Source organism: Thalassobacillus hwangdonensis (assembly GCF_042675915.1).
GTDB classification, from domain to species: domain Bacteria; phylum Bacillota; class Bacilli; order Bacillales; family Halobacillaceae; genus Thalassobacillus_A; species Thalassobacillus_A hwangdonensis.
Genome location: NZ_JBHTKL010000005.1, coordinates 340094 through 357331, shown reverse-complemented (window position 1 = coordinate 357331; position 17238 = coordinate 340094). Strand labels below are relative to the sequence as shown.

Annotated in this window: 17 protein-coding genes; 10 read left to right on the top strand and 7 right to left on the bottom strand. The window is 45.5% G+C overall.

The window, feature by feature from the left end; all coding sequences use genetic code 11:
- Window positions 1-8 precede the first annotated feature (8 nt).
- Complete coding sequence (locus tag ACFQ2J_RS11270; RefSeq protein ID WP_386060167.1) at window positions 9-1196, bottom strand: cation:proton antiporter; 1188 nt, start codon at window positions 1194-1196, stop codon at window positions 9-11.
- 204 nt (window positions 1197-1400) lie between these two features.
- Here ACFQ2J_RS11270 and ACFQ2J_RS11265 point away from each other — a divergent pair, with 204 nt between their 5' ends.
- Window positions 1401-2072, top strand: a complete 672-nt coding sequence (locus ACFQ2J_RS11265) for an O-methyltransferase (protein WP_386060164.1) — start codon at window positions 1401-1403, stop codon at window positions 2070-2072.
- Between the two features lie 58 nt (window positions 2073-2130).
- On the opposite strand, the gene ACFQ2J_RS11260 is transcribed toward ACFQ2J_RS11265, so the two are convergent.
- Both ACFQ2J_RS11260 and ACFQ2J_RS11255 read right to left on the bottom strand, forming a co-directional pair.
- Window positions 2131-3480, bottom strand: coding sequence for a dipeptidase (locus tag ACFQ2J_RS11260; protein WP_386060161.1), 1350 nt, complete (start codon window positions 3478-3480; stop codon window positions 2131-2133).
- Between the two features lie 94 nt (window positions 3481-3574).
- On the bottom strand, window positions 3575-4843 hold the full coding sequence (locus ACFQ2J_RS11255; protein WP_386060158.1) for an MFS transporter: 1269 nt from the start codon (window positions 4841-4843) through the stop codon (window positions 3575-3577).
- A gap of 179 nt (window positions 4844-5022) precedes the next feature.
- Here ACFQ2J_RS11255 and ACFQ2J_RS11250 point away from each other — a divergent pair, with 179 nt between their 5' ends.
- Entirely contained in the window at window positions 5023-5388 is a 366-nt protein-coding gene (locus ACFQ2J_RS11250; RefSeq protein ID WP_386060155.1) for a DoxX family protein, read from the top strand.
- A gap of 40 nt (window positions 5389-5428) precedes the next feature.
- On the opposite strand, the gene ACFQ2J_RS11245 is transcribed toward ACFQ2J_RS11250, so the two are convergent.
- Window positions 5429-6478 carry an NAD(P)/FAD-dependent oxidoreductase gene (locus ACFQ2J_RS11245; protein WP_386060152.1) on the bottom strand — a complete coding sequence of 350 codons (1050 nt, stop codon included), beginning with the start codon at window positions 6476-6478 and terminating at the stop codon, window positions 5429-5431.
- A gap of 180 nt (window positions 6479-6658) precedes the next feature.
- Here ACFQ2J_RS11245 and ACFQ2J_RS11240 point away from each other — a divergent pair, with 180 nt between their 5' ends.
- From ACFQ2J_RS11240 to ACFQ2J_RS11215, 6 genes are all read left to right on the top strand, one after another.
- Entirely contained in the window at window positions 6659-7456 is a 798-nt protein-coding gene (locus ACFQ2J_RS11240) for an ABC transporter ATP-binding protein (RefSeq protein WP_386060149.1), read from the top strand.
- Window positions 7453-8373 carry an iron-hydroxamate ABC transporter substrate-binding protein gene (locus ACFQ2J_RS11235; protein ID WP_386060146.1) on the top strand — a complete coding sequence of 307 codons (921 nt, stop codon included), beginning with the start codon at window positions 7453-7455 and terminating at the stop codon, window positions 8371-8373. The genes ACFQ2J_RS11240 and ACFQ2J_RS11235 overlap by 4 nt, the downstream gene beginning before the upstream one ends.
- Before the next feature lie 281 nt (window positions 8374-8654).
- Window positions 8655-9641, top strand: a complete 987-nt coding sequence (locus tag ACFQ2J_RS11230) for a FecCD family ABC transporter permease (protein WP_386060143.1) — start codon at window positions 8655-8657, stop codon at window positions 9639-9641.
- On the top strand, window positions 9638-10645 hold the full coding sequence (locus ACFQ2J_RS11225; protein ID WP_386060141.1) for a FecCD family ABC transporter permease: 1008 nt from the start codon (window positions 9638-9640) through the stop codon (window positions 10643-10645). Before ACFQ2J_RS11230 ends, ACFQ2J_RS11225 begins: the two co-directional genes overlap by 4 nt.
- 77 nt (window positions 10646-10722) lie before the next feature.
- The gene (locus ACFQ2J_RS11220; protein WP_386060139.1) at window positions 10723-11139 is read left to right on the top strand and encodes a hypothetical protein; all 417 of its coding nucleotides are present in this window, start codon (window positions 10723-10725) and stop codon (window positions 11137-11139) included.
- Window positions 11140-11151: 12 nt separating this feature from the next.
- The gene (locus ACFQ2J_RS11215; RefSeq protein ID WP_386060136.1) at window positions 11152-12189 is read left to right on the top strand and encodes a DUF1835 domain-containing protein; all 1038 of its coding nucleotides are present in this window, start codon (window positions 11152-11154) and stop codon (window positions 12187-12189) included.
- A 10-nt stretch (window positions 12190-12199) separates the two neighbouring features.
- Here ACFQ2J_RS11215 and ACFQ2J_RS11210 read toward each other — a convergent pair whose 3' ends face one another.
- Entirely contained in the window at window positions 12200-12913 is a 714-nt protein-coding gene (locus ACFQ2J_RS11210) for a sulfite exporter TauE/SafE family protein (RefSeq protein WP_386060133.1), read from the bottom strand.
- 49 nt (window positions 12914-12962) lie between these two features.
- Window positions 12963-14135: an MFS transporter gene (locus ACFQ2J_RS11205; protein ID WP_386060130.1), complete on the bottom strand. Its 1173-nt coding sequence runs from the start codon at window positions 14133-14135 to the stop codon at window positions 12963-12965.
- 492 nt (window positions 14136-14627) lie between these two features.
- Here ACFQ2J_RS11205 and ACFQ2J_RS11200 point away from each other — a divergent pair, with 492 nt between their 5' ends.
- Together ACFQ2J_RS11200 and ACFQ2J_RS11195 are read left to right on the top strand one after the other, a co-directional pair.
- Window positions 14628-15203, top strand: coding sequence for a TetR/AcrR family transcriptional regulator (locus ACFQ2J_RS11200; protein WP_386060127.1), 576 nt, complete (start codon window positions 14628-14630; stop codon window positions 15201-15203).
- A gap of 45 nt (window positions 15204-15248) precedes the next feature.
- Entirely contained in the window at window positions 15249-16187 is a 939-nt protein-coding gene (locus tag ACFQ2J_RS11195; RefSeq protein WP_386060125.1) for an SDR family NAD(P)-dependent oxidoreductase, read from the top strand.
- Between the two features lie 102 nt (window positions 16188-16289).
- On the opposite strand, the gene ACFQ2J_RS11190 is transcribed toward ACFQ2J_RS11195, so the two are convergent.
- Window positions 16290-17204, bottom strand: a complete 915-nt coding sequence (locus ACFQ2J_RS11190; RefSeq protein ID WP_386060122.1) for an HD-GYP domain-containing protein — start codon at window positions 17202-17204, stop codon at window positions 16290-16292.
- Window positions 17205-17238 lie beyond the last annotated feature (34 nt).

Here is a 17238-nt window from a genome sequence, read left to right as displayed (position 1 = left end):
AACGAAAATCATCGTTTCATCCATTTTGACAATGGATAGACACCAAGGCTCTGGATGATCAGCGACAAAAAGACGACAGCAAATGAAATCGACATTAACAGAGTCGCTTCCTCTGAAGCCTGTGCCTCTAGGCTCAGCAGCAGTACGACGGACATTGTTCCGCGGATGCCTGACCATGAAATCAGCCCGATCTGCTGCCAGCTCACCGTATTCCTCCATCTGGAAAAAAACTGAAACGTTCCGGCAATGACAATGAACCGGATGATGATGGAGGCAATGAACAAGAGAATTGCTAATCCCCAATGGTCGAATGCAAGGTAGCCGGTCGCTTCGATACCGATCAACAGGAAGACAAGTGCGAGTACGGACGGTTCAACAACATTCCAGAAGCCATCCAGTGCTTCCCGGTAATGGTCTTCCTTATTCGTATTCTCGAACTCCCATGCCAACATGATCCCAGAGGCAACCGTCGCCAGCACCCCAGATACCCCGATATGCTCCGCGATATGGAAGCTTCCATAAGCAAGCACGATACTGAGCATGACTTGGTAGTCTTTCTGATGGGTGAAATGGACAGCTTTACTGACAATCCACCCTAGAATCACCCCGGTTACCGCTCCGCCAAGCGATACATATAAAAATTCGCCGATGAAGGAGAGGAAGTCGAAGGATTTTTCACCAGTAAGTATGCCAGCAAGTACGGTAAAGAGCACGATGCTTGTACCATCATTGATCATCGATTCTCCATCTACGACATCTGCCACTTTAGGATCGTCTGCAGATTGTTTAAGGATCGATACAACCGATACCGGATCGGTCGGCGTAAGGATCGATGCAATTACAAGTGCACCGACAAGCGATAACGAAACAAATAAACCGCCTATCACATAAATAGTGAAGCCAAGCAGCACAGCAGTCGCTATCAATCCTAGTGTGCTCAGTGTAGCAATGATCCCCGCATTCTCCCTCAATGCTTTTGGAGAAAAACGGTAAGCGGATATGAAAAGTAACGCAGGGAGCAAAATGTCGTAGATGACCGGCTTCGTTACATTCACCTCACTGAAAAAGGGAAGGAATGAAAAAACCACACCGATGACAAGCAGTAAAGCAGGGACCGGTATGTTTTTCTGTTTTTTGTCCAGCGTAAAAACGATATAGCCTATGAATAATAGCAAAATGATTTGTGATGCGTGCATGATTCTACCTCCCTAACTCTCCTTTTCCTCATTCATGCCTCTGCAAACCGAATGGTTTTATATAGGCACGCGAAGGATATAGGTCACTAGCATGATAGGTCGATACTTCGAACGCTTCATAAAAAGGACGTTTATTATGGAATTATTCTTTTGAACAGCATAAACTTGAACCAGGTTGTTGCCAATTGAAGGGAGAAGGTTGAATTGGATTTGATTCAAAAAGGAAAAGAAGTGGATAATTACTTTAATAGTAAGTTGATTGACGAGGATGAAGTGATGGCAGAGGTACTAAAATATAACTCGGCTCAGGAACTGCCTTCCATCGATGTATCACCTGCACAAGGAAAGATGCTGCATTTGATGGCAAAGATGAAAGGTGCCACGTCGGTTCTCGAAATCGGGACACTCGGCGGCTACAGTACAATCTGGCTTGCACGCGCCTTGCCTGAAAACGGGCAGGTCGTCACGCTGGAGTTCAGTCCGAAACATGCCGAAGTGGCAGAAGAGAACATCAGACGAGCAGGTGTCGAAGATAAAGTGGAGATTCTTGTCGGCAAGGCTTTGGATACGTTGCCAGTGTTGAAAAACAATGGAGATGCACACTTTGATTTTATCTTTATCGATGCAGATAAAAAGAATAATCCGTACTATTTAAAATGGGCGCTGGAACTTGCGGAGCCTGGTGCAGTAGTGATTATTGATAACGTTGTACGCGGCGGACGAGTCGCTGACGCGGAGAGTGAAGATAAAGATATCGTCGGGACACGTGCATGCTTTGACATGCTGGCGTCTGAGGATCGAATCGATGCTACATCTGTCCAGACCCTCGGAAGCAAAGGCTACGACGGGTTTGTACTCGGCATTGTAGCGCGTTAAAGCATGTGGGGACAGTCCCTCATCGCGTTAAAGCGGTGAGGGACTGTCCCCTAGTGTGCTAAAGTGATTTGAGATAATGGGTTACGGTTTCGATGCCTTTGGTGAAGTTTTCAGTATGGAAATGTTCATTCGGTGCATGCAGATTTTCACTTGGCAGTCCAAAGCCCATCAGTACGACGGGTGCATCGAGTACTCGTGCAAATACCTCCACGATTGGAATCGACCCGCCTTCTTTCGGAAACAATGCCCGCACTCCGTAGACTGCTTCATATGCATCCGCTGCCTTTTGAATCATCGGATGGTTGGAATCAAGTGCGACCGGCTTCGCCTGGATGAACTGTTTCAACTCTACATCCGCTCCAGCCTGTTTCTGTGCATAGATATGTTTTTCAATTTGTTCATACACATACTGCGGGTCCTGATCCCCTACAAGCCTGCAGCTGATTTTCCCCGTCGCTTCATTCGGTACGATCGTCTTGATACCATCACCGCCATACCCGCCTGTTACTCCATTGATTTCAAGTGTCGGACGGATGCCGGTCTGCTCCAGGAAGGAGAATCCCTCTTCGCCATACAGCGAGCTTAACCCAAGCGTCTGCTTCGTCTTTTCCTCATCAAATGGAATAGCGGCAATCTCTTCTTTCAATTGTTCAGTCACCTCTGGAACCCCTTCGTAAAATCCATCTACTGCCACACGTCCTTTGTCATCATGCAGCGAATCAAGGATGTTTACGAGTGAATGGACCGCATTCGGCACGCCTCCGCCGTACTGACCGGAGTGAAGATCTGAATTCGCCGTCTTCACCTTCACTTCCAATGCAAGTGCCCCTCTCAACGAGGTACAGATTGCAGGATGATCCGCGTCGATGAACGAAGTATCCGAGACAAGCACGGCATCACATGCTAATTTTTCCGTATTTTCATTAATGAAAGGACCGAGGTTCGGGCTTGCGATTTCTTCTTCGCCTTCGATACAGAATTTCACATTGACCGGAAGTTCACCGTATTCCTTTTTCAGCAATTCCAATGCTTTGATATGGATGAACAACTGTCCCTTGTCGTCCGTCGCGCCACGTGCAAAGATTTTCCCGTCTCTTATAACCGGTTCGAATGGAGGCGTATCCCAAAGTTCCACAGGGTCCTCCGGCTGCACATCATAATGGCCGTACACAAGCACCGTCGGCTTATCCGACGCATGGAGCCAGTCCCCGTAAACAATCGGGTGTCCATCCGTCGGAATGATCTCCACATTCTCCACTCCGACCTTTTCCAATGCTCCAGCCACCCATTCAGCACCCTTTTTTACATCATCCTTGTGTTTTTCCTGGGACGAGATGCTCTGGATCCTAAGAAAATCCTCCAGTTCCCTCAGAAATTCCTCTTTATGTAGTTCCACCTGTTCCTTCATTGCCGCTTCCTCCCTTTTCATTTTATTATCACTATTATAATCCTCGGCACCTTCTAAACACAAAAAAAGCCGGCTCCTAAAAACCGGCTTTCGATCAATTCATCGTTCGTAATTCATTAAAACGGAAGTAGACAAAAATCGTGTAGGCTACTACAAGGATAGCACCGCCAGCCATGATATGGTGGATTGACAAACCAAGGGCAAGCATACCTGAGGTAATGACGTAGCTTACAGGAATCAGTCCCATCGACGCCAGTGAAATCAAGCCCATCACCCTACCGATCACCTTTTCTTCAATCATCCCCTGGATTGCAGCGATGAAAGGAATATTCGTGAAGGAAAGCGTCAATCCGAAGATTCCCAGTGTAATCATGCTCAACCATAAATTCGTAGTGAAACTCATCCCAGCAAACGCCAGCCCGCCGACGATCAGGGAAAGCAATGCGATTTCCCCTCTCCTCTTATTCAAGTTGAGTATTCCGATAACGATCGCACCGATCAGCATGCCTCCTGCAAGTCCTGCTTCCAGCAAACTGAAGTCGACCGCTGAGCCATCGAGGATATTTTTCACGAACAATGGTAGGCCCATGGTCATCGGCCCGGTCATGAACAAATTGATGAAAACCGTCGTCAGTAACACGAGAGATAGAATCCGAGAATTCTTCACATAGACGACACCTTCTTTGAACGTCTCCCAGAAGGCCTGCTGGCTATTCGCTTCCTGATCCGCCGACTTAGGGATGCGCATCATGATGATTAGGATACTCGCAATGATCAGCATGACAGCAGTCGTTCCGAAAACCACCTCGTAACTACCGAACGCGATGATCACTCCTGCAAGCATTGGCGCCAGAATAAACGACGTCTGATTGGTCATCTGGATGATCGAGTTCCCGCGGGTCAAATTTTCTTTTCGTATGATGGCAGGGATGATTGCGCTCTCCGCTGCCCAGAAGAAAGCATCAAGAATACCGAAGAAAAATGCGAACCCGACAAACGTCCAAAGTGTAATTCCACCGAACAAGAACCATACCACCAATCCGATCAGCAGTAATCCACGGATAAAGTCCGACATGAACATGATTTTCGTCTTACTGTACCGATCCGCCACCGTTCCGCTGATGATCATGAACAGGACCCTCGGAATGCTGGCTGCAATATAGATGAACCCAAGTGATGCCTCTAGATTGAGCACATTTACGACATACCAGCTTTGTGAAAATAAGAAAAAAGAGATTCCGAAACTTGATAGTAATGCCGCCCCCCACAAGAGAAGGAAGTTCTTATTTTTGAAAATCGACTGGACCGGACTCTCCTCCACTGCTGTGAGTGTATCTGCTGTCACCGCTTCTTTTACCGCCATCGTTATCACGCCTTTTCTTTTGATACTCTCAGTTTACGAGATTGGCAGTCTGGCAGCGATGTGCCCTGGATTGATTTTCTATCCGACCAGAGACCGAGATGCTTTTAGGACTTGTTTTCTTTCTACAGGCATGGTTTGTCCCATCCCTTGCATATAAATGAAAAAAAGGAGGCGTGGCCATGAAACTGACGACGCTCGAGCTCGTACGTTATGCGGTTGCATTTGTTTTCATTACTTCCGGATTGATGAAGCTGTTAGGGACTGGATTGGGAGAGGTTTTTGTAAGCTTGGGGATTCCGTATCCGATTTCGTTCATGTATGCGTTAGCGACATTGGAAATTGCCTGCGGAGTGATGTTGATCATGAACAGGTATGTAAAATACGCTGCAGTTGCGCTGCTTATCGTCATCATCGGGGCGATTCTGATGACGAAAGTGCCTGCACTGCATGATGGGTTGGTCCAGGCATTGTTCAGCGCCCGACTCGATATCGTCATGCTCGTACTGCTCATCATTCTTTACAGGCGGACATTGGACGTTAGGTAAAAACAAAAACAGAGCTCGAAGCTGAGCTCTGTTTTTTCTATCAGTTCATCATTTGTTTGACGAGTTCACGGTTACGCGCCTGAAATACAGCGTTGTGGGAAGAGACCATCGCAGCCTTTTCTGCATCCGGCTGTATGTACTGTTTTGCCATATTCACCGCATTAGCTGCATCCTGGAAGGCTCCAGCAATCAGGTTCAATTTGCCATCATGCTTCAGAATATCTCCAGCAGCAAAAATGCCAGGAACAGAAGATTCACTGTTCGTACTACCCTCGACATAGTAGTTGTCCTTCAGTTCGATTCCGAGTCTGCTGTTATTGAGTAGAGATGCATCGATCTCATACCCATGGCTGACGACGACTTCGTCAATCGGAAGCATGGACACTTGCCCTGTTTCATGGTTGGTCAGTTCGACATGCTCGATACAATCGTGGTTTTCACAAGCGACAAGTTTTGTAATCGACGTACGGAAAATACAGTCTGCACAGCTGTCCATCAGCTGTTTCACATGAGCTTCATGCCCGGCAAATTCACCCTTTCGGCATGTCACGTAAACTTTTTTCGCAACGGCTACCAGTTCATTCGCCCAGTCGATTGCAGAATCTCCACCGCCCGAGACGACAACCGTTTTCCCTTTGAAGTGCTCGAGCGACTTGACCGTGTAATTCAAATTGGAGACTTCAAACCGCTCTGCTCCTTCAATATTGAGCTTCTGAGGGTTGAGGATTCCACTTCCGACAGCAATGATGATCGTTTTGGAAAGGTGACGCTCTCCAGAAGCTGTTCTCAACTCGAACATTCCCTCTTCGTTACGTTCCATCGCCTCGACTTTTTCATTCAAGACGACAGACGGGTCGAATGTCAGCCCTTGCTCAATCAGGTTATCCTTCAGTTTTGCACCAGGAGTTGGAGGCAATCCTCCTACATCCCATACTATTTTTTCAGGATAGACATTCACTTTCCCACCTAAAAACGGTTGGTACTCGATGATCTTCGTTTTCATCCCGCGTAATCCACTATAGAAAGCAGAATAAAGCCCTGCAGGCCCTCCGCCAATGATCGTCACGTCAAAAAGCTCTTCCCTTTCCATTCCGTTCACTCCTCGAAAATCAACTGTAATTGATTATCATTCTCATTAAACTATACAATCCTTTACTGAATTTTTCAATACGATTAATGCTTGACAACACTTTTTTTACAACTTATAGTGTGTATTGTAATCGAGATTGAGAATCATTATCAACAATTATTGAGAATCGGAGGATCCTGCATGACTCGCCTCTATACTACTAATCTGGATGTTGGATATGATGAACGACGGATCGTCAAAGGGTTATCAACCACTATCCCTGACAAAAAAATCACGACCATTATCGGCGCCAATGGTTGTGGCAAGTCGACCCTGTTGAAGGCAATTACCAGAATCATTCCACATCAATCAGGCAACGTCGTCCTCGATGGCGAAACGATATCCAAAGAAAATACGAAGCAGCTGGCGAAGAAGATGGCGATCCTCCCTCAGACGCCCGAAAGTGCCAATGGTCTATCCGTTGGTGAACTCGTTTCCTACGGACGCTTTCCTTATCAGAAGGGTTTCGGCCGGTTGACGAAGCGTGACTATGAAATGATCGACTGGGCACTTGAAGTAACTGGCACGAAGGAATTCAAATATCGTCCTGTCGATGCATTGTCAGGTGGACAGCGGCAGCGTGTCTGGATTGCGATGGCCCTTGCACAGGAAACCGAGATCATTTTCCTTGATGAGCCTACTACATATCTGGATATGGCCCATCAACTCGAGATACTTGAATTATTGCAGCAGCTGAACATTCACGAGGAGCGCACGATTGTGATGGTGCTCCACGATTTGAACCAGGCTGCACGCTTCGCTGACTACATCATTGCGTTGAAGGATGGTGAAGTTGTGAAGGCTGGTGACTGTGAGGAAGTCATCCAGCATGATGTCTTGAAAAGAGTCTTTCACATCGATGCGGAAATCGGTCGCGATCCTCGCACCGGTAAACCGATGTGTGTATCTTATAATCTATTGAAGGAGAATCAGCAATGAAGAAATTATTCATCCCTGTTTTACTAGTTTTCGTATTGATTCTGAGCGCTTGCAGCGAGACGACAGGAAAAGAGAAAGACAAGGAAGCGAAAGAAAAAGAACCGGAAACGTTCACCTATGAATCTGAAAATGGTCCCGTAGAAGTACCGACGAATCCTGAGAAAGTCATCGTACTATCAAGCTTTGCAGGTAACGTAATGGCGCTTGACGTCAATATGGTCGGTGTCGATTCCTGGTCGAAAATGAATCCACGCTTCGCTGAAGAATTGGAAGGCGTAGAAGAAGTGACAGCTGAAAGCCTTGAGAAGATCATCGAGCTTGAGCCAGACTTGATCATTGGACTTTCCAACACTCAGAACATCGATAAATTGAAAGAGATTGCCCCTACGGTAACGTACACGTACGGTAAACTCGACTACTTGGAGCAGCACATCGAAATTGGTAAACTTTTGAACAAAGAAGAAGCAGCACGTGACTGGGTAGAAGATTTCCAAACTCGTGCACAACAGGCCGGAGATGATATCCGTGCTGAAATCGGCGAAGATGCAACCGTTTCTGTCATTGAAAACTTCGACAAGCAGCTGTATGTTTTCGGTGATAACTGGGCGCGTGGAACGGAGATCCTTTATCAGGAAATGAAGCTGAAAATGCCTGAAAAAGTAAAAGAAATGGCGTTGAAGGATGGTTTCTATGCGATGTCAGCGGAAGTGCTGCCTGAATACGCAGGTGACTACCTAATCTTCAGTAAGAACCCGGATACGGACAACTCTTTCCAGGAAACAGATACGTATAAAAACATTCCTGCTGTGAAGAATGATCAGGTGTTTGAAGCGAATGCGAAGGAATTCTACTTCAATGATCCTGTTTCACTGGAGTTCCAGCTGGAGTTCTTTAAGGAAAAGTTTTTGGGAGAATGATTGGTGAAGAGGAGTTCTATTCATAGAATTCCTCTTTTCTATCTGGATAGAGTTCCAATCATATAGTTGATAAGGCGGTCAAGGAAACCACTCCCTTTCCATGGGCGCACGTTCGAGCCTCCTCACTTCGTTGCGGGGTCTCTCTCGTACGTTTTTCCGCAGGAGTCTCCCCGTTTTCCCTCCCCCTTTATTACGATTGACTATTGGAAACCCATCCCTTTAGATAAACAAATATTTTTATAGAAAAGATGAGTATGATGAGTGTATATAAGGGTTTTTCGATGACATTTTTATTTAAGATGGTTGTTGGGCTGATTGTTTTTGCCGGGATGTTCACGGTGGCAATGGTGTTCGGAGCGGCGGATACGTCGCTTCGGGACGTCTGGTTGGCATTGACCTCCGACGCGGTCAGTACGGAAATCACGATTTTGCGCGAGCTGAGGCTGCCGCGTGAAATCGGGGCGATGTTCGTCGGTGCAGCATTGGCTGTCGCAGGAGCCATCATGCAGGGAATTACCCGCAACCCGCTCGCTGATCCTGGATTGCTCGGCTTGACTGCCGGGGCGAACGCTGCACTGGCAGTTACGCTTGCCTTCATCCCGACTGCAAATTATTTCGGCATCATGATCGCCTGCTTTATTGGTGCCGCTGTCGGTGCCGTGATGGTGTTCGGCATCGGTGCAATGAAGCGAGGCGGGTTTTCCCCGTTCCGCATTGTGCTTGCTGGGGCAGCGGTATCCGCTTTTTTGTATGCCATAGCAGAAGGAATCGGGATTTACTTTAAAATCTCAAAGGATGTTTCGATGTGGACGGCCGGGGGCATCATCGGCACGACATGGGGACAGCTGCAGATCATCGTCCCAATCATTATAATAGGTATCCTCATTGCGATCATGTTATCAAAACAATTGACTGTTCTAAGCTTGAATGAAGAAGTTGCAGTAGGGTTGGGTCAGAAAATCCGTACGATCAAGACCCTGCTCTTTATCATCATCGTATTGCTGGTAGGTGCTTCGGTTGCGCTTGTCGGAAACCTTGTGTTCATCGGACTGATGATTCCGCATATCGTACGCGCCATTGTCGGTACGGACTACCGGTTCATCATCCCAATGTCGATGGTCACTGGAGCAACCTTCATGCTGCTCGCTGATACATTGGGCAGGACAATCAATGCCCCGTATGAAACACCGGTCGCTGCGATTGTCACGATGATGGGGCTTCCCTTCTTTTTAATCATCGTACGTAAAGGAGGGAATGCATTCTCATGATCCACCCATCACTTTTACGGAAACAACGGATCATCATCGCCGTGACGATCCTGCTTATCCTGGCAACATTCGTGTTCAGTTCAGGAATCGGGTATGCTTCCCTTTCCTATGACCGACTGATTCCGACGTTGCTTGGAAATGGCACATTCAAAGAAGAATTCATCTTATTTTCAATTCGTCTGCCACGTATTATCATTACTTTGCTGGCAGGGATGGCGCTCGCGTTATCAGGAGCAATTCTGCAGGGGATTACGCGGAATGACCTGGCTGATCCAGGAGTGATCGGAATTAATTCCGGTGCTGGTGTATCGATTGCTGTGTTCTTTTTATTTTTCCCGATTGAACCGGGCTCGTTTGTCTACCTGCTCCCTGCCGTTGCTTTTGTTGGTGCATTGATTACAGCTGCATTGATTTACGCATTTTCATACAGAAAGAATATCGGACTTCAGCCGGTTCGCCTCGTTTTGACGGGTGTAGGATTTTCGATGGCGTTCTCCGGCGTGATGATCGTGCTAATCTCCTCTGCCGAACGGGAAAAAGTCGATTTCATCGCCAAATGGTTGGCGGGTAACATCTGGGGAACCGACTGGCCTTTCATCCTGGCACTTCTTCCTTGGTTGATCGTGCTGATTCCTTTCACCCTATATAAGGCGAACCGATTAAATCTGCTAGGGGTGAGTGAGCCTGTCGCTGTCGGCGTTGGAGTATCGATTGAAAAAGAACGCATCATTCTATTGCTGACAGCGGTCGCGCTTGCCGCTTCCGCTGTATCCGTCACTGGTGGCATCGCGTTCATCGGACTGATGGCGCCTCACATTGCCAAAGGCCTCGTGGGACCACGTAACCAGTTATTCATTCCGGTTGCCATCCTGATTGGTGGCTGGCTGTTGATGGTTGCAGACACGATCGGCCGAAACATCGTGGAACCAGAAGGCTTGCCCGCTGGTATCATGGTCGCATTGATCGGGGCACCATATTTCATGTATTTATTATTGAAAAAATAACCTCCAAGTGGGGTTATTTTTTATGACTGAAACGTATTGGCTTCAGTTTTCGTACAATAGACTTGGAGGTGATTGACGTGCAGGATCTATTAGGGAATTGGATGGAATATTTCTGGCTGCTCGGATTAATCTGTATCATTATTTTGTTGCTGCAGCGCACCAGTTTTTCCAAACGAATGAAAGGGATCGTGATTGGCTACTTTTTACTTGTTACGGTTGTTTTCGCCAGCGTTCGGGAGTGGATACGCGCCAAGTTTGGAGGAACTCCGGTACCTGAAGAGTATTGGGATAAAAATTCTGCCTGGGTCGACGTTGCGGCTTGGCTTTATTTACTGCCGCTCGCTGTAGTGGTGTTCATTGCTTATTTGAGATGGTTTGAGAAGGCGAAGACGACACAGAAAAAAGTGTGGATTGGTGTCTCCATCCTACCTATGCTGTTATTTTTCGTGTTTTATTTATTCGTGTTCGGTTTCATGTACGGGTACCGGCCTTAAGGGAGTGACGTAATGATCGATAAGTGGAAGAAAGTGCTGGAAGGGATCTCTGAAGCAGAGGCAAAAACGATGCTCCTACATATTAAGTTGGGATTGGATCGCACCTCCCATCCGAAGTATGGAAATGACGGATTCGTCCGGGATGTTGAAAGGTCATTCGATGACCTGGAACGCGTCTATGAAGCTCAGTTCAAGCCCGAAAGCTATGATAAGTACAGGCGCGTTCATCTTACATTTGGCGCAAGTTCTGCTGGCAGTTTGAAACATGCATTAAGGAATGATGACAAGGAAAAAGTCATTGGTCTTGATGATAAATTATCGATCGGGCCATTGACTGAACTACATACAGTTAAAGGTCGCGAACAGCGGATTGAGTGGCTGAAAAATCACATCAATTATGACGAAGAATATATTGACCGTTATCTTTTTCAATTTGACGATACGTTGAGGGAGTTGCAGGCAACCCCTGAGGACATGCCGATATATATTTGGATGACTGGGAGCGCCAATGAACAAATCGGATTACGTTTTATCATGAAACTGTTTGAGGCAAGCCATCATCCGATTTTTGTGATGGATGCCGTGAAAGGGTATTTTCAGGAATACCAGCAACCGAATATTGATTTCACACCTCAGCGTCTGGGTGAAATTTCACCAGATAAACTGCATGGGATATTCGAGCATGTGAATGCTGATCCGTTAACAGTGGATAAGAGAGTGGAATTGGTGTCAGAATGGCAGGAACTATCTATTGCCGATTCTGTGCTGCGGATTAGCGAGGATGGAGAAATCAAGCAAGTCTCAGAAGCTTATTTTGACGAGGCGCTGATTGAGGTTGCTCGTGAACTCCACTCAAAAAAAGGCTATGAATTCATCCGTGCAGCACGAATTATCGGACAGGTGTTAGGAGAAGCGGAGCAGGATGTGAGCGATGCATATCTGGAGTATAGATTAAGGACACTCGTGCTTGATGGTTTGTTTGAGGTGAAAGGCATTATGAAAGGCATGCGTTTTTATGAGGTGAAACTTAAAGAAAACTCCCCTTCGTGAGGGGAGTTTTTTACATGGTGTCGATCAGTAGATAGATGCCTGTAAATAGAAGAATTGCATAGGTGAACAGGCGAAAGAGTTTCTGGCTTATTCTTTTAAAGAGTGCCTGTCCGAGAAATAGTCCTACAATCACAAGCGGCAATGCGCGGCCACTTGACTTCCATACGGTGGCATCGGTCCCGGCGAAGATCACCTGAATGAGCAGGCTGACGAAATAGATGAACAAATAAAACGCCAGCGTCGTACCGCGTAATTTTTCCTTTTTAGCATCCGTTCCGGAAAAATAAAGCAGCAGCGGCGGCCCGGGCATCCCTATACTTGTAGTGAGAGAGCCTGAGAACCAGCCAGCGATTGTATCTCTTTTGTGTGATTGGCGTATGCGGAAGTTAAGCAGCAACAGCACGGTCAAAACAAGAATGACCACGCTGATCGCCAGCTTCATTGATGTCATATTTGCCAGCAGGAAAAGAACGATGCCGACAGGAAGACCTGTCAGGCTTCCAATGATGAACCGTTTCAAAACAGCGGTATCGATGTCTTTTTGAATTTTTGCGATCAGTGCAATGGATATGGCAAGCGACAGAATCAAATTAATCTGGATGGCTTGTCTCGGTTCGAACAACAGCAGCAGGAACGGTGTCGCGAGAATCGAGAAGCCGAAGCCTGTACTTGTCTGTAAGATGGATGCAATCAGGATAATGAGGGCGAATAGGAACAGCTCCACTTGCTCACCTGCCTTTTTTACTCAATATCCCGATTTTATCATAGTTGGATCAGCCTGCTTGGTGCTGGTTCGATTTTTCTGCATTCATAAAGAATGAGGTAAGCAGCATGAGCGCAAGGAAAATGAGGACGACACTGAAGCCTCCAGCCATGCCGAATATTTCAGATGCGACACCGACGATGTAACCGGCGAGTCCACCACCGATTCCGGCTGCAATGTAAATTAGACCCAGCGCGGATCCACCTGTTTTTGAAATTTTTGTACCAAAAGCAGTAGCTGTCGGGAATAACGTAGAAAAGAACAGCCCCGCGCCTGCAAACAGGTATGGAAAGCTTGTTGCAACAAGGAACCCGGCACCAACCATGATCAAGGATCCTGCCGAGAAGGTGATCAGGATCAGACGCTCATTGATCCAATTCGTCAAATAAGCGACACCAAGTCTACCAATCATGAAGAAGATCGAAAAGATCGAAAGAATCGTTGCTACCATATCCTCTTTCGCTGCCGTGCCAACTCCCAAATCAAGTGATTTCAGGTAAGACGGGAAAAAGTTCATGAACGACACTTCTGCAGAAACCTCGAACATAAGGAAAAACAGCAGGAAGACGAATTGAGCATCCTTCAGCATCGGGATGAATGCCTTCAGGTCGATTTTTTCCACCTTACCATCCGGGAACGCTACCGTCGTAATATAGATGATGACTGCGATCAATGCGATGGCGATACCAATGTAAAAATAGCGCCAGGAAGCAAACTGGAACATATAGTTGAGAAACTGTGGAAAAACGACCATACCAAGACCGTATATACCCATTGCAAAGTTGAACATCCGATTCTGGTTGTTCGGGTAGGCGACAGGAATAATCGAGTTCGATGCGACGCCAAGTGCGCCGAGGCCGAATCCGACAATCATATAAAATCCTAGGAAAAACAGGATATTCGGTGCAATCCCTGTTCCGAAAAAGCCGAGACCCATAATGATGGATCCTACGATTGTCATCAGTCTGAGACCTTTTTTATCGGTATAATAACCGATGATTAAACTTGCGAGTGTAAAACCTAATTGAAATATGAATACGACGAGTCCGAATTCACTCATATCAAGGCCGAGGTCATTTTCCACCTGGTCGAGTACGATTCCTTTCGTGTTGGTCACGCCACCTGAAATGAACTGTGTGAACATGAGGATGACCAACGCATGTATGCTTTTACCTTTCGTCATAAGGGTACCTCCGAATTGCTTGATGTAATCAGCTTCGATGTGATTCACTCAGAGGCATTCCCAGAAACTATTTTCATAAAACAATGAAAGCGATATCTTCTAAATTAGAAGATATTTCAGGGACAGTCCCTCATCACGTTAAAACGGTGAGGGACTGTCCCCCATTGCGTTAAAGCATTAAAAGACCTGCCATGCTGATGGATGGCAGGTCTTTCGTTTATATAGAGAACAGGGGGCTGTTCACATATAACCTAGTTTTTATTTCAGATGGTTCTCATCAACAAGTCTACCCTACTCTTCTAACAATCTATACACTATTAAAGATCTCCCTCTATCATTATTTAATCATAGAAGCATCCCATAATATACAAACTATAGAATGATAACTACTCCGTCTTGAGGCCGATTTGGTTTCTCTTCTCTTGACCAGCATAAAATTAATGGTATATAATTTTAATTGAACAACGGTCAATAAAATCTAAAGGAGTAATTATGGCACCTAGGAAAGCAGTGAAACAGGAACTAACTAGAGAAATTGTACTTGATACCGCACGTGAATTATTTGTTAAGCAAGGATTTCAAGGAGTAACTCTTAGAAAGATAGCAAAGGAGCTCGGCTACAGTCACGGTTCCATTTATTATCATTTCAACAATAAAGCTGAACTGTTCTTCGCCTTAGTGGAACTGGATTTCGCCAAGTTGGATCAAACAATGGAAGGAATTCTGGATCTTGATCTTTCCAACAGAGAAAAGCTCAAAGCGATCCTGCTCGGTTATATCGAATTCGGTCTTACCTACCAGCACCATTACGATGTCATGTTCATGACCAAAGACGAGGACTTGAAAAGTTACCTCGAAGAAGGTCCGAATCGAAGCTACGACAAGTTTGCACAATCGATTTACAGTCTCACCTCGACCAAACTAACCGTTCAGAAAATCTGGTCTGTTTTTCTAATGCTACACGGTTTTGTGTCCCACTACTGTCACAAAGTGGAAGGATACGATGAGGTACGAACCATGGCTGAAACTTATGCAGAAGATATTCTTGCAGGGATACTGCAAGAATAATTTTTTACACATTATTGACCAATGGTCAAATAGGGAGGAAAAGTGATGAAAAAAGCAATTGTTTTAGGTGCTACCGGCGGGATGGGGAGTGCTCTGACCCTCGAATTAGCTGGTAGAGGGATTTCAGTTACTGCATTTGCAAGAAATAAGGAGAAGCTGCAAAAACTATTTGGAAATTCAAAAGTAATCAAGATCCATGAGGGAGATGTCTTCGATAAAGAGAGCTTGTCTGAAGCTTGTGCAGGTCATGAAGTGATTTTTCACGCCATCAACATTCCTTATCCTGAATGGGCTGTAAATCAGCCGGTACTTATAGAAAACATTCTGCATGCCACGAAAGAAAATGGCGCAAAACTTGCGATAGTGGATAACATTTATGCCTACGGGATGATAACTGATAAAAAAGTAGCAGAAACAGATAGGAAAGCTCCTCATACGAAAAAAGGAAAACTTCGCTTAAAACTGGAAGAGCAAGTGAAAAGTTCAGGTGTGGAGTATTGCATCGCCCACTTCCCTGATTTTTATGGTCCTCATGCAGGGAATTCGTTACTGAACTATACACTCAATTATGTTGTCAGAAATAAAAGAGCCGGATATATGGGAGATCATTCGATAGAACGGGAATTCATCTATACTCCCGACGGGGCGAAAGCGATGGTGAACATTGCTTCAGAAACAAGTGCTTACGGACAAAATTGGAATGTGCCAGGATCACGAACAATAGCGGGTAGTGAAGTCATTGAAATAGTACGAGCGAATACAGAATACACAAAGAAAGTCGGTACAATAACAAAACCGATGATCCGCCTGCTTGGGTGGGTCAATCCAATGATGAGAGAATACGTGGAAATGTATTATTTGAATAAAACCCCTGTTGTGCTGAGCGGCGAAAAATACAAGGCACATTTCGGGGAACTCCCTTCCACCCCTTATGAACAAGGGATCCCAGCAACCCTGGATTCACTAAGATCCTTTAACGCTTAAAAGCGATGAGGGACAGTCCCTCACTTCTGTAAAATTTTACTGTGATGGTGCATGAACTGCATAAAAAAGCTGCTCTCTATGCATAGAGAGCAGCTTTAAGTTTTATAGAATTTTATCTTCGTTTAACACGACTTCGAATGCTTCCACTACAGTTGGATCATAATGTGATCTCGCCATGCTTTTTATCTCATTTAAAGCATACTCTTTGGTAAAAGCTTTGCGATATGAACGATCTTCTGTCATGGCATCAAACGTGTCGCTAACGGCTATGATCCGTGCCTCCAAAACGATATCGTCACCCTTGAGTCCATTAGGATAGCCGCTTCCATTCAGTCGCTCGTGGTGCTGCTCAATAATAGGAACGAGTTCCTGATAATAAGATTCCTTAATCATCTTTGCACCATCGCCAGGATGTTTTTTTATTAAGTCGAATTCTTCCTCCGTCAATCTTCCCGGCTTGTTCAATACTTCTTCAGGTGTGTGAATCTTACCGATATCATGGAGCAGGGATGCGTTCGTCAAATTCACTAGGCTTTCTTTTCTCAACTTCAGCTTCTTAGCAATTTTCACTGCATAATTAGCTACCCTATCACTATGTTGAAACGTGTAACGATCTTTTCTTTCCACCTGTTTTACTATGTCCATTAGATCAGAGATCCCTTTACTAATGTGCATGAATTGCTGTTCTGTATTTACGCAAAGAAAAGTCACGTCTTCCACCACCTCAAAATGAATCGGTTCTTCGATTCCTCTGATGGTGAAATAATCTCCAGGACCTAATGTAACTTTCCCATCATTCATATCACAGATGATTCTACCCGAAACTAAGAAATAGAACTCCAAAATTTCATGGTTATCAGAAGGATAAACATAGAACAAGCGACCTTTATTAATGGTTTGACTAAGAACTTCGATTCCATCTCCATAAGTGAGAAGTGAGATATCGTTATGATCGTATTTTACTCTTTCTAAAGCAGAACCTTTTTTACCTATGTTGAAGCCTTCCAAATTTCTCACCTCATGAAAAAAAAGAGCTCAAAATTAGAACTCT